The 12,675-nt window shown below is 37.1% G+C and carries 18 protein-coding genes and 2 tRNA genes; 7 read left to right on the top strand and 13 right to left on the bottom strand.

The genetic code is table 11. The annotated features are described in order from the left end of the window. Window positions 1–46: 46 nt before the first annotated feature. Entirely contained in the window at window positions 47–544 is a 498-nt protein-coding gene (locus HYU07_07700; protein ID MBI2130081.1) for a hypothetical protein, read from the bottom strand. A gap of 8 nt (window positions 545–552) precedes the next feature. Next, entirely contained in the window at window positions 553–888 is a 336-nt protein-coding gene (locus HYU07_07695) for a hypothetical protein (GenBank protein MBI2130080.1), read from the bottom strand. Between the two features lie 124 nt (window positions 889–1,012). Between HYU07_07695 and HYU07_07690 the strand changes: the two genes are divergently transcribed. Next, entirely contained in the window at window positions 1,013–2,095 is a 1,083-nt protein-coding gene (locus HYU07_07690; protein ID MBI2130079.1) for an Lrp/AsnC family transcriptional regulator, read from the top strand. On the opposite strand, the gene HYU07_07685 is transcribed toward HYU07_07690, so the two are convergent. The 10 genes from HYU07_07685 to HYU07_07640 form a co-directional block, all read right to left on the bottom strand. Then, the gene (locus tag HYU07_07685; GenBank protein MBI2130078.1) at window positions 2,092–2,652 is read right to left on the bottom strand and encodes a DUF99 family protein; all 561 of its coding nucleotides are present in this window, start codon (window positions 2,650–2,652) and stop codon (window positions 2,092–2,094) included. The two genes, HYU07_07690 and HYU07_07685, sit on opposite strands and share 4 nt — an antisense overlap. 10 nt (window positions 2,653–2,662) lie before the next feature. Next, window positions 2,663–2,809, bottom strand: a complete 147-nt coding sequence (locus tag HYU07_07680) for a hypothetical protein (GenBank protein ID MBI2130077.1) — start codon at window positions 2,807–2,809, stop codon at window positions 2,663–2,665. Continuing rightward, window positions 2,806–3,468, bottom strand: coding sequence for a nucleotidyltransferase domain-containing protein (locus HYU07_07675; protein ID MBI2130076.1), 663 nt, complete (start codon window positions 3,466–3,468; stop codon window positions 2,806–2,808). Before HYU07_07675 ends, HYU07_07680 begins: the two co-directional genes overlap by 4 nt. Window positions 3,469–3,693: 225 nt before the next feature. Further along, window positions 3,694–3,963 (bottom strand): hypothetical protein, encoded by a 270-nt coding sequence (locus HYU07_07670; protein MBI2130075.1) that lies wholly within the window; start codon window positions 3,961–3,963, stop codon window positions 3,694–3,696. Window positions 3,964–4,038: 75 nt separating this feature from the next. Then, on the bottom strand, window positions 4,039–4,209 hold the full coding sequence (locus HYU07_07665; GenBank protein ID MBI2130074.1) for a hypothetical protein: 171 nt from the start codon (window positions 4,207–4,209) through the stop codon (window positions 4,039–4,041). Next, window positions 4,206–4,994 carry a methyltransferase domain-containing protein gene (locus HYU07_07660; protein MBI2130073.1) on the bottom strand — a complete coding sequence of 263 codons (789 nt, stop codon included), beginning with the start codon at window positions 4,992–4,994 and terminating at the stop codon, window positions 4,206–4,208. Before HYU07_07660 ends, HYU07_07665 begins: the two co-directional genes overlap by 4 nt. A 16-nt stretch (window positions 4,995–5,010) precedes the next feature. Continuing rightward, window positions 5,011–5,117 (bottom strand) — tRNA-Cys (locus tag HYU07_07655). A gap of 1 nt (window position 5,118) precedes the next feature. Beyond that, a tRNA-Arg gene (locus HYU07_07650) sits at window positions 5,119–5,237 on the bottom strand. A 47-nt stretch (window positions 5,238–5,284) separates the two neighbouring features. After that, window positions 5,285–7,072, bottom strand: coding sequence for an alanine--tRNA ligase (locus HYU07_07645; protein ID MBI2130072.1), 1,788 nt, complete (start codon window positions 7,070–7,072; stop codon window positions 5,285–5,287). A gap of 2 nt (window positions 7,073–7,074) precedes the next feature. Further along, window positions 7,075–8,244, bottom strand: a complete 1,170-nt coding sequence (locus HYU07_07640; GenBank protein ID MBI2130071.1) for a helix-turn-helix domain-containing protein — start codon at window positions 8,242–8,244, stop codon at window positions 7,075–7,077. 122 nt (window positions 8,245–8,366) lie between these two features. Between HYU07_07640 and HYU07_07635 the strand changes: the two genes are divergently transcribed. The 6 genes from HYU07_07635 (at window position 8,367) to HYU07_07610 (ending at window position 12,211) form a co-directional block, all read left to right on the top strand. Beyond that, window positions 8,367–9,371 carry a radical SAM protein gene (locus HYU07_07635; protein MBI2130070.1) on the top strand — a complete coding sequence of 335 codons (1,005 nt, stop codon included), beginning with the start codon at window positions 8,367–8,369 and terminating at the stop codon, window positions 9,369–9,371. 64 nt (window positions 9,372–9,435) lie between these two features. Beyond that, a complete protein-coding gene (locus HYU07_07630) occupies window positions 9,436–10,080 on the top strand; it encodes a hypothetical protein (GenBank protein MBI2130069.1) in 645 nt (214 codons plus the stop codon). Between the two features lies 1 nt (window position 10,081). Continuing rightward, window positions 10,082–10,450: a hypothetical protein gene (locus tag HYU07_07625; GenBank protein MBI2130068.1), complete on the top strand. Its 369-nt coding sequence runs from the start codon at window positions 10,082–10,084 to the stop codon at window positions 10,448–10,450. Further along, entirely contained in the window at window positions 10,447–11,514 is a 1,068-nt protein-coding gene (locus HYU07_07620) for a hypothetical protein (GenBank protein MBI2130067.1), read from the top strand. The genes HYU07_07625 and HYU07_07620 overlap by 4 nt, the downstream gene beginning before the upstream one ends. A 67-nt stretch (window positions 11,515–11,581) precedes the next feature. Then, complete coding sequence (locus HYU07_07615; GenBank protein MBI2130066.1) at window positions 11,582–11,962, top strand: hypothetical protein; 381 nt, start codon at window positions 11,582–11,584, stop codon at window positions 11,960–11,962. A 24-nt stretch (window positions 11,963–11,986) separates the two neighbouring features. Then, on the top strand, window positions 11,987–12,211 hold the full coding sequence (locus tag HYU07_07610) for a hypothetical protein (protein MBI2130065.1): 225 nt from the start codon (window positions 11,987–11,989) through the stop codon (window positions 12,209–12,211). A 122-nt stretch (window positions 12,212–12,333) separates the two neighbouring features. Here the strand turns inward: HYU07_07610 and HYU07_07605 are convergent, their stop codons facing one another. Next, complete coding sequence (locus tag HYU07_07605; protein MBI2130064.1) at window positions 12,334–12,486, bottom strand: hypothetical protein; 153 nt, start codon at window positions 12,484–12,486, stop codon at window positions 12,334–12,336. Window positions 12,487–12,675 lie beyond the last annotated feature (189 nt).

Genomic DNA, 12,675 nt, shown 5'->3' with positions numbered 1-12,675 from the left:
ATACGCTGCTGAAGAGCCTGCTGGGCCTGCTCCGACAATAATGGCATCATAATTTTGCATCTTTTTTCCCTTCAAGAAACTCCATAAAACAGCCATTTTTAGTTAGTTTTCCGTTAAAGCCCAAACCCAAGTGGATGGCTGCCTCTTCATAGGATGGCATGCACCTTCTGCACGCATAGCTTCTTGCTTCTGTTTTGGTAAATCCATACTTTTCAGCCAACTGCATGAAAGGCGGTAAACATCCGCAATTCGGGTTTTCAATCCTATATTTAGATAGATCTTGGATTACAGCCGCATCTGATGTATCAAATTCGTTTAGCAGCGCTTCCAATTCTTTGCCCAAGGCCTCTGCCTTATTTGATAATTGCGCTAATTTTTCAACTTTGACATTGTATGCAGAATTTTTTGCAGAAAGGTCTATGACTTTTCTTAACTCTTCATCCCCGCCTCTTTCTCTGATGGCTTGGCAAATGCCCAAAATATATCCTGTTGTTCTTAATTTTAATTTATCATATTTCTGTTTCCAGATATTTGTTTTTGCCATGGCAAGACCTACTTTTCATCATCATTGTTTTTCTTTACAGGACAATTCTGAACAATTTCTGAAAGTCCGCTAGCTTTCTTTTCGCTATTTTTTTCAGTTTCTTTTCTTTTATAAATTTGATATCCTGTTCTGATGCCTTCAGATACAAAATTTAAGGTAGTTATCAACATTCCTCCAAGAATCACTCCTTTAGCAATGCCATCATGTCCATAACTTGCTGGAACCAATGCAGCAAGATCAGATACCAGATATCCTCCAAACATATTAAGGCCTATTGGAGTCCAATAATCTCCATTACATTCTCTCATAGTCCCCTTGATTGTTTTCATTATTTGGCCATTCATTTTTATCATCCTCGCTATTTGATTTGACTACTAAATAGAAGTAATAAAATTTATATAAAACTTTTTACCATTTTTTACGCTAAATACGAAAGATTTAAATAAAATAAATGTAATTAGATTAAAAATGGCTGATTTTATTGGCATGGTTGTTGAATCTGCCTATGGCAAAGAAGTTAAAGTAGATCTTAAAGATAAAAAGATACTTGGGGCATTAGCTGTAAATGCCAGGCTGAGCCCCAGCGAGATTGGGAGGATTGTTGGGCTGTCGAAAGATGCTGTAAGATACAGAATCATACAATTAGAGAAAAAAGGCATAATAAGGGGCAGCGTTGTCATCTCAAACCCGTCAAAAGCGGGCTATTATCTGCATACTGTATTGCTGAAGCTTGAAAACCTGTCTGAGGATCGGGAGAATGAATTAATTAAATTTTTTGCGGCTTTTCCTTTGGGAATATGGTTCGGCAAGTGCAGCGGCAGGTGGCATTTTGTTTTTGAAGTCATAGCTAAAGACATAAGGCAGTTTGACAGGATAATGCAGAAAATAAAATCAGCCTGCGGAAAAAGCTTAAAGGATTATGAAAGCCTGACAGCATTTAACCTGGTCAAATATGTTGATTTGCCGGATGATTTCTACAAAAATCTTGGATTGAAGTTTGAATTCGAAAGAAAAAGCATTGCATTCGCAAAGGAGATCAAAAAAGAAATAATCGAATTTGATTATGAAAAGCAGATAAAGCTCGATTTAACAGATGCCAGAATATTAAAGGCTTTGTCTAAAGATGCCTGCACCCAGATATCAGATATAGCAAATAAAACTGGAATTCCGAGAGATACTGTAGTCAATCGCATAAGGAGCATGGTCAATAATAAGTTAATAATAGCATTCAACCCGATTATAAATCTCACTTATCTGAAATATCATCTTTATGCGGTGTTTTTTCATCTGGCTAACCTGACAGATGAAAAGGAGAAGGAATTTTTTAATTACATGTCTGTGCACCCTTTTGTTGCATACGGCGCAAAGATGATGGGAAAATATGAAGCGCAGATATTTTTAATTGTAAAGGATCCAATGCACATGCATGAAATAATGATGGAGTTCAGAAGAAAGTTTTCAAGCATTATCGAAGACTATGAGCCTCTGCTGGTCATAAAAGACTATAAATATAATTTCCTGCCGGAAGGAGTTTTTCCTAAAATTATCTAGGCTCTTCCCTTGCTTTCTCCCATTGCGATCCCTGCTGCGATCAAATGCGCTACCCTCAAAGGCTCCGGGATAAAAGAATGGGTGCAGCTTATTTTTAAGATCTGTCTTGCTTTATCTAAATTTAAGCCAGCCAGCTGGACATATATCTTTCCAATCTTAACAACATCGCCTGCTTTCTTTATCAGTTTTACTTTGCTTTCTCTTTTTATTTTTCTCAAGGCAGCAAATATTTTCTTGAAATCAGGATAATCCCTTATAATAACAATAACAGGAATTTTTGTTCTTTTATTCAGTTCATTAACATCAACAACATTGAAGCCGCCCATTGCAATTCCGTTAAGGGCAATGCATCTTATCTGTGATTTAAATTTAGACTTTTTGATCATTTTAATCAATTTGCCAGTTGAATCATCGCCGTCAACCTTTATCTTGGTTGACATAACGCCATCCATAAAATTGCCGCCTCTGAAAAGAACGCCAATAACCAAGTTGCTGCCTTTCTTGAACTTCTCAAAAGGCGAATCATCAATTCCTAAAATGCGGATTTCTTCTTTCATCTTGGTCGTTTCATAAGGTTTTTTTATTCAATTTGCTCAGCACCAGCTCTTTACTTAGTGTTTTATCAATATCCTTCAATCTGCTGACAAAGGTCGCTGCATTATCGAGTATTTTTGCAACTTCAATTTCTATTTGATTTTTGTTCAGGGTTATCATGCTTTATTTGCCTCTGTTATCAATCTAAATAAAATATCGTCGCCATAAAAAACTATCGGGGATTCTTTATAAATTTCAGTTGCTATGCTGAGTTTTGTTTTGTCTTTCAAATCTTTCATGAAATCTGTTACACTTTGTTCAATAACATGAAATCTCCTCTGATATGGTGCATTTTGTTCATCTAAGAATTTTTTACAGCCTATACTATTAAGTCTTGTTGTATCAGCCGTAATAAATAATATGTCTACATCAGAATCCTTTTTCTCTTCACCTTTTGCATAAGAACCAAAAACAAGGCAAACAAAGATGTGAGCAATATAATTTTCTGCTATTGCCTGCCTAACAGCCTCCATTATAAGGTTATGTTCTATTGAGTGCTTTTTCCTAAATTCTCCTAATGCGATGTAGTAATTATACTCCTTTAAGTATTCAATAAGTTCGTCGTTAGAGTAATTAAGTTTGCAAATATTGTAATTCCCTATTTTTTCTTTTTTTATTATTCCCTCTTTGAATAGCGTACTTACAGAATCATGAACATTCTTATAGTCTGTTTTTATATTCTTGGCCAAATCTTTGATAGTGATGCCTTTTTTATTTATAAACAGATTATGAACTGCCTTAAGGCTCAGCATGCTTGGTCGGCTAGCATTTTTTCTCACCATGAGAACAGGAAAATTATGCCTCTATTTAAAGTTTTCGGTTTAATTACCATACGAATATGGTATTTATACCATACCTATTTCAAGTGTTGTTTAAGCTTGGGGATTACAAGATAAGCTATAAACGCGCAAAGTATTATTATAAACCAAAATAATAGCAATATCATGCATGTTATAATTGATTTGAGTTGCGGATTTCAAATAAAAAGGGGTTTGGTTTCAATATCAATTAACTTCTGGTAAATGTTTTTCAACAACATTGACTATGAATCTATAATAATCCCATCTGGGTTTATCATAAGGCTCGTTGGGCGGATCCCCAATATCAATTGACCTCCCTATTGGTTTTTTTAACTCTTCTATTAATTGTCTTTTGCTTGTTATTTTAAAATACTGTATGAAGTGAAAAACTGTGCGTAGTTGTTCTCTATTCAAGGGTAATCGTGAAAAGCTTACATGACTTCTGAATTTTTCCCATCGAGTTAAACCAAACATATCACACCTCATTTAACAGGCTTATTTAGTACCATAAAAACCTTTTGCCCCTATTTTCTGATTTTTCTTCTTTTATCATTTCATTTCCTTTAATTTAGGAATTACAAGATAAGCTATAAACGCGCACAGTATTATTATAAACCAAAAGTAAAAGGTGCTTATTGCTCCAAAAACAAAAAGAATGAGATTAATGACAATCACAACTGAAAAAACTATTGCCATCAGCTTAATCGGTTCATTGATCATTTTATCTTCCTGCAGAAGCTTAAAAATCCTGTGTGACCGATGCCTTTTGTCTTTGGCCTTACTTTCCTTTCGTCGATTTCCCATTCCCTTTCGATTATTTCAATGGTTTTTGCATGAATAAATCTTTCATCCTTATTGATTGCATTCACAAAGTCCATCATCTGCGGAACTGAGGGCGAGTAGGAAACAACAAAGCCGCCAACCTTTAACGCCTCATAAGAGCTCTTTATTGCATTCCACGGCGAAGGCAGGTCTAATGTTATTAAATCAACATTTTTCTCGTCAATGCCTTCATAAATATCCTTGTTTTTTATTTTTAGATTATTCAATCCCAGGAATTCCTTATTTTTTTTGACTATCTTTAAAAAATCTTCCCTTATATCATAAGTTATGGCTTCCTTGCATATATGCGCTAAAAAACAAGCCAATGCGCCTGATCCGGCTCCTGCATCAACAACAACAGAATTCTTGTTTATTCCTGTCTTCGAGATTATTGCTGCAATGTCCTTTAAAGATATTATCTGGGCTTCCCTTGCGATCCTTTTGTAGTCGTCCATAAAGCCCGACGTAAATATGCAGAATTTCTTTCCTGTGTTTGTTGCTATTTCGCTTCCGTCTTTCTTTTTCAGGTCAGCTTTTGAAATAACTCCGTCTGCTGTGTGAAAATCCTTGGTTAAATCCTCAACAAAGTAAGTCTTTTCTTTTGAAATAACAACATCTCTGTCTAATTCAGCAATATGCTCTTTTTTCTCCTTCTTTATCAGAATTTTTCTTATTGTTTTCATGTTTTTGATTATAAAAAGGGCCCGGTGGGACTTTCAAAGCCAAAGTTTTGAACCTTCAGCCAATTTGAACCCACAATCTTCCGCTCTGCAGGCAGACGCCTTGCCGGATTCGACCACGGACCCGCGGGCCTAGGAGGATTTGAACCCCCGACCTAAAACCAACTCAGGATTTAACCCTAAGTTTTCAGCTGGCTTCTCAGTTGATAGAAGGCTGCCGCTCTATCCAGACTGAGCTATAGGCCCATAAGAACAAGAATTGGTTTTTTGTTTATAAATGTTATTGAAGAAATTTATGCTTTAGCCAAAACCGCCTTTATCCTTCTTACACCCGCTGCAGAGCTTTCTTCCTTTGTTATCTTGAAATGCCCCAATTCAGAGGTATTCTTGACATGAGGGCCGCCGCAGATCTCAACAGAAAAACCGCCGATGGAGTAAACAAATACCTTTTCCCCGTATTTGTGCTCAAACACTCCCTGCGCTCCTTTTTTCTTTGCATCATCCACAGTCATCTCTTCTCTTTCAACAGGCAGCGCTTCCTTTATTTTTTCATTGATCAACTCTTCAACTTTTTTCAGTTCATCATCTGTTAATTTCCTGTCAAAATTAAAATCAAATCTTAATCTTTCCGGAGTTATGTTTGATCCTCTCTGGAAAATATCCTTTTTCCCCAAAACAACCCTTAATGCCTGATTAAGCATGTGCGTTGCTGTATGCAGCTTCGTTGTTTCTTCTGAAGAATCTGCCAGCCCTCCTTTGAATTTCTTCTCAGCCCCAATCCTGCTCAATTCCTGGTGCTTCTCAAATTCTTTGTTGAATCCGGTTACATCAACGCTGACATTTTTTTCTTTAGCCAGCTCAGCTGTGATTTCAATAGGAAAGCCAAAGCTCTGGAACAGCAAGAAGGCATTCTCGCCGCCAATCTCTTTTTTATTTTTGATTATTTTTTCGAATTCTTTCAGCCCATTTTCAAGAGTTTTCCTGAATTTTTCATCTTCTTTTCTCAACTCATCCAATATAAACCCCTTATTTTTTTCCAGTTCTTTATAATCGCTTTTGTGCAGCTCAACAGCTATTTTTGCCAATTCTGACAGAAATTCCTTTTCAATGCCCAATAGCTTTCCGTGCCTTATCGATCTCCTGATAAACCTTCTCAAGATATAGCCCTGGTCAACATTTGAGGGAGCAATTGCCTTTTCATCACCCAATATGAAAGTTGCCGCCCTTATATGGTCTGTTACGATCCTTATTGATTTCATCTGATCTTCATTTGGCTCTTTAATTTTAGCAATTTCCTTTATTTTGCCAATTATAGGATTGAAGGTCTCAATCTCATAAACTGTTTTCTTGCCCTGCAGAACAGCAGCTGTCCTTTCAACGCCCATTCCAGTATCAACATTCTGCTGCTTCAGCTTCTCGAACTTGCCCTCTTTTGTCTTGTTGTACTGCATAAAAACATCATTCCATATTTCGAAATATTTCCCGCAGGAGCATCCTGGCTTGCACTCGCTGCCGCACTTTTCTTTTCCAGTGTCATAGAACATCTCGCTGTCAGGGCCGCAAGGACCGGTTTCGCCGGCAGGCCCCCACCAATTGTCTTTTTTAGGCAGAAAGTAAATTCTTTCTTTAGGAATTCCAACTGAGAGCCAGATTTTGGCAGATTCCTCGTCTTTTGGCGCATCATTATCTCCCTTAAAGCACGTTACTGATATTCTTTCTTGGTCTATTCCGAGCCATTTTTTGTCTGTCAAGAATTCATAGCTCCATTCTATTGCTTCTTTTTTCCAGTAATCTCCTAATGACCAGTTTCCGAGCATCTCGAAGAAAGTAAGATGAGAAGGATCTCCGACTTCATCAATGTCATCTGTCCTCAAACATTTCTGCACATTTACCAATCTTTTTCCCTGCGGATGCGGCTGGCCTATTAAAAAAGGAACTAAAGGATGCATTCCAGCTGCTGTGAACAAGACAGTAGGATCATGCTCAGGGATCAAGGAAGCAGAAGCTATTAGCTTATGGCCTTTCTCTTTGAAAAACTTGAAATACAGCTCTTTCAGGTCTTTTGATGATAGTTGTTTCATGGTTAATGGATTTTCATGGGCGTATTTAAATGTTTTTTATTTTTATAAGGCTTTGCTATGCTCCACATCAATTCAAAATATTTTTTGAATGAGTCTGCAACTTCTTTTCCTTCTATTATAAATGCAATTGGCTCTTTTTTTTCTGTCCAAAACACTATCACTGTCTTGTCCCCTGCAATATTCACCTCTGTTGGCGTTATGTATTGTTTGGGAAATGTTCTTACTTCTTGCTTATACTCAACGCATATGTCCATCTGCTCTGTTGCTTCTTCATCAAATATTATCCTTGCCTTAACACCCGCATCTACCTGTCTTTTACAAAGGCTTTTGAAATAATCAATCAGATAATTAGATGTTGCTGAAGCCCCAAAGCAAAAATATGCTCCTGATTTTATTGAAGCATCAACAATATCATCAAATACTTTCGTGATATATTTGTTTCCTCTGTAAATCCTGACTGGATTATTCCATAGAAGGTCAAAATGAGCCTTATATGATTTTGCAAGATCCCTGTTTTTCATCAATATGACGGACATTGGATTCCAGTTATGTATTGCAACAAACTCGCCAAAAACCATTAATGGATTTGGGCCAAAATATTCTTCTGGCATGAATTTATATGTTGTAGTTTTGGCTATATTTTTATCGTAAAAGAAATTGATGCCTTCTTTTTCAATAATGAACTCTTTTATGTTCTTTTCTTTTAATTTCCTGAAATACTGCCTTATTGCAATAGGCAGATGCTCTTCATATTTTGTCTCGTCGAAGCCAATTCCATAGAGGTCTTTGCCCGTATTTACTATTGTATTAAACAATGTTTTATACCCTTCTAACCCTCTGAATATTTCTACTTTTAAATCTTCTTTGTGGAATTCTGAAAGCTTTTTCAGCTGAGGCATTATTTGCGATAAATGGCCTTCTTTTTCCTTTAAGAAATCCATAAGCCTGTCTGGGCTTGTTGCAGTGTAATAGTTAACCCCTGCTTTTATAACATAGCTTACTAAGCCCTTGTTTATAAGCTTCTCAATAAAGTCATATATGGTTGTCCTGTGCATCTTTGTTTCTTCTTTTAGCTTGTTAACAGGCGCAGAGCCTAGTTTAAGCAAGGCTAAGTAGACCTTTACTTCACCGTCAGAAAGTCCCAATTCACTTAATACAGCTGCTGTGTCCATAACATAACTAATTGCTAACTCATATATAAATCTTATCTTTGCTGTCGGAAAAACGACAACAAACATTTATATATACGTTAAAAGTTACTATTTAGTAATAACAATTGAAGAAGGAAACTAAAATGGAAACTAAAACAAAAAAATTACTGGTAGGAAATCCGAACCAACTTGAAGTAGATGGACAAATAAAAGAAGATGAATTATCTTATGTGGCTATGAACTTGCCGTTTGGCTGTAATTATAGCTGTTCTAAATGTTACAGAGATGACAATAAGTCTTTTGATAGTGTTAATCTGGACACAAGATTGGATGTTATTTCACAAGCAAGAGATTTGGGCGCAAAAGTTTTTTGTATTCCTGGTGAAGGGGAGCCGTTAACAAATAGAGATCTGACAATGCAGTTAATAGATCATGCTGATGCAGCAGGATTGATATCAATCCTATACACCAATGGCAGTCTTCTTAATCAGGAGACAGTAAATGAATTGTTCAATAAGAACGTGACTTTAATTACAAGTCTTGACGCATTAAATCCTGAAACGTATCTAAAATTGACTGGATTTAGGGGCTTTGATAGAGTAATGAAGAATCTTAAAAATGTTAGAGAGATATATAAAGCAGGTAATAGAGTAAGAGAAAATGGTTTAATTGAGACAAGATGGGGAGTAATCACAATTATTAACCAGCACAATAAAGGAGAAATTCCGAAGATAAGGGAATTTTGCGGAGATGATGCATTCTTCATCTGCAATTATCCAATAAACAAGGGCAGAGCAAAAAGTGTTTGGGATTCGTATGCGGGTGCTCAGGAGAATCTAATAGAATTAATTAGAACTGCAAATATGTATACTGATACACTTGTAGCAGGACTTAGTTCGCCAACAAGAAGCGGGCAATGTATAATGCTAAATAATGGCATCACTATCGATACTAATGGAAATGCGCATGCGTGTCCAGCGATGGTTGATACAAATTTAGGAAGCATTACAAATACATCTGTTCGTGATATTTGGAAGAAAACCAGAAATTATACGCAGTCTAAAGGAAATCCTCTTTGCTTATCTAGAGACATAAAGCAGTATTGTAAAAAAGCCAACATCTTGAGTGTTGGAGAGATGCTTGTTTAGGCAAACCATTATTTTTTTAGAAATTGCCCTGTCGGTGGGCTTAAAACGCAGGAGTAAAATAAAAATGAAACAAGACATAGTTGTGTTTGATGTGTTAGGCCCGATATACCAATATGCTGAAGTGAATGGCAGACTTGAGAACTGCCTTCCATTTGCATATGAAAAAATAAAGGAGCTGCACCCCGAGGAATATGAATTGGCAAAAAACGATTTTACTTTTGCAGCAGAAATGGAGTGCAGGCTTTTTAAAGAAGGCGCAATTAAATGCATTGCAACTCCATTTGCAGTAGATACTTTACTTTATCTAAAGGAAAAAGGCATTATGCCTGTTGTTGCTTCTGCCGGAACTGATGAAACTCTTAGATTCACTTTGGACACAATAGCCAATAATCATAACAAGCAGAATGGAACAAAGATAGCTGCAAACGAGATAATTCCTTACAAAAATCTCATCTCAACAATTCCCATAGGGAGCAAAAAAGACCCTGAGACATGGCAGGCAGCAGTTTATGATAACTTTGGAGCGAATAACAGGATATTGCTCGGTTATGAAGACAGCATCAATAATTGCCTTGCTCTGGCGAATGGGCTGAATTGCACAGGATTGCATATTGTTTCTGAAAATTGTAACCTGTCAATTGTGCAATATAACCCTGCGATAATCAGGGGAACAATGGAGCAGCATTATAAAATGCTAAGAGGCGAATAAAATGAAGCTCATAGCAAAAGGCATTGGCGTAAGCAAAGGCCAAGTACAAGGCAGAGTTAAGATCATAAAAAGTCTCGATGATCATGCAAAGCTAAAGAAAGGCGACATTCTTGTAACAAGGCTGACAGACCCAACAATGACTGCCATCATGGGCAGAGCTGCTGGAATAATCTGCGACATCGGCGGCCTTACATCGCACCCTTCTGTTTTGAGCAGGGAAATGGGAATTCCGTGCATTGTATCTGCAAAAGGCGTAATTACAGGAAAACCTGTGACTGAGATTTTAAAAGATAGGCAGGAGATTAAAATGAATGGCGAAAATGGAGAGATCTTTCTTAAAGATGAATCATGGAACTTAAGGTGGAAATGATGAACTGGCTTGATTTGTGGATGGACTCAATAGCCGCTTCATTTGGGAATATGGATCTGGCTACTATTGAGCCTTTTAACTTTGATAATATGCATCCTCTTTATTCAAGAGAATGGGCTAATAGATTCCTTCTTGCTATAAGCAGAAGAAAACAATTAGATATTTCTTTTGCAAGGCTTGCAAAAAGAATAACTGGCCCATCGCATTTCAGAGCCCAGTATTATTTCATGCTTGCTGACTTAAAATTTGCAAGAATAACTAGAGAGAAAAGATTGGAGATTGCAAAATTTTTTGATAGCATTATAAGTGAAAAGTCAAAGGGGGATATTTATGGATTCAGAAGCAACATTGCTCACACAGGCAAAGAAATCATAGAATTATGCAGAAAGATAAGTTTTGAAAAGGCAAATCCTGAGATTGCAAGATTTCTTGGGAAACTGCATACAGCAGCATTCCATTTTGTAAATGGCCTCTACACAGACCTCTACACAGATTATGGCATCGAAAACTTTGGGGAATATGATGTAAGCAGTATCTTTGGGCCGGGCCATATAATGGTCATAAAGTCCTTTAGCGATCTTAAGCCAATGGACCTGTGGCCGGAGATAAGAGATTCGCCGTGTAAAACGCTGAACATCTATGCCGTATATAAAAATGTAAAATTCAGGTGCGATTCAATATCCTGCCATTCTGTTTACGAAGGCGACCCTATTAATGGCATGGCATATTATGCTGTCGGGGTTGATGGCATTCTTATCAATTCAATGGAAAAATTGGAAAAAATAAGAGAAGCCATTGAAGGATGCTCAATAGAGCAATGGAAAAGGCTCATAAGCCAGGAAAAAGAGCAGCTTAAAATAAAAGCGCTTATGCAAAGATGCTATGTTCTGAAAAACATGTTCGAGTTGCTGGGCATAGAATGGAAGCCAAGCGCAGATATGATCAATGCTGTCAAGGATAAGTTGCTTATTTCTCCTTTTAAAGCCATACCAAAAGATGAAAAAGAGAGAAGGCAATTCTGGAAGAGATTTTTTGACCCAAGGCTCGAGATATATCCTTCGTAGCTGCTAAAATCTAATTATATTCTTCACTACAACTAAATTTAAATACTTCTACTCCAAAATAGCAAACATGGCAAGCAATTTTGTCGATCTGGTCATTGAAAAGGGAATCGACAAGGTAAATATTTCTATGTTGGATGAGAAGAGCAGAAAAATGATCCTCGGAGATGCAGGTAGCCAGCTGGTGAGAATGGGCAAGTTTGAAGATGGAGTGAAAGCGCTTGCGCTGGCAGGAGAAAAAGAGAAATTAATAAAGCTTGCAGAAGACTTTGCGAAAGAGAAGCAGATAAGGCTGGCAGCATTGGCAATAGAGAATTCCGGCGATATTGCAAGGATCGAAGCCATTGCAGCAGAATGCGTAAACCTCGGATTAATGGCAGAGGCATTAAAGCTCTACAAGGCAGCAGGAAATGAGATGATGGCCAATTTCGTGCTTGAGAATTTTAAATGAATTGTTGAATGGGGCGGAATAAAGATGGGCAAAGATTACTTTGGTGATTTGGGTACGGTCTTAGTAGTGGTAAGTATACTTGCAATAGGAGGCATTAGTGCGGCGGCAATGAGAGCAGGAATAGATTATGCGCAATTTGAGAAACATCAGGGGTACGAGCGAAATTTGTCAGTAACATCATTGGTCGAAGCAAAAAATCAGTATGAAACACCTCAAAAACAAGAACTTGCTGATTTATTGAAAAATTAGGTGAGGGTAAATAATATCCGATAATGCGGGTATTCAGACAAGAATCGAAGAAAAAAATTCTAGTTGATCATAGATGGGCAAACTTGCTCAACAAAAAATAAGAAAAAAATAAAACAATAAGCTTATGCTTTTCCAAGAATCCTGCACACTGTTGTGGTGCATTTGGGGCATTTGCCCTTCAGGATCTTCTTTTTATTCGAAGTAACAGACTCTTTTCCGCCCTGTATGTCTACTTTCTTTTTGCACTTCACGCAATATCCTTGCACTCCAGCCATTTTATTCACCTCAATAGTTTATTTTAAAGCCAATATACAGCTTAGCAGCTTAAAAATACCCATTATTTATAAATCTTTGGAAAAATTGACGCATAGTATGTAAAAATCCAGCCAACCATGACGCCTACGGACAAAATCTATGCGATTTTGTCCTACGCGACATCCCGAAGGGACAACCTGTCACGTCGG

The sequence above is a fragment of the Candidatus Woesearchaeota archaeon genome, from assembly GCA_016180285.1.
GTDB lineage: Archaea > Nanobdellota > Nanobdellia > Woesearchaeales > JACPBO01 > JACPBO01.
The sequence above is the reverse complement of the archived record's forward strand: the minus strand, read 5'-3'. Positions and strand labels throughout refer to the sequence as shown.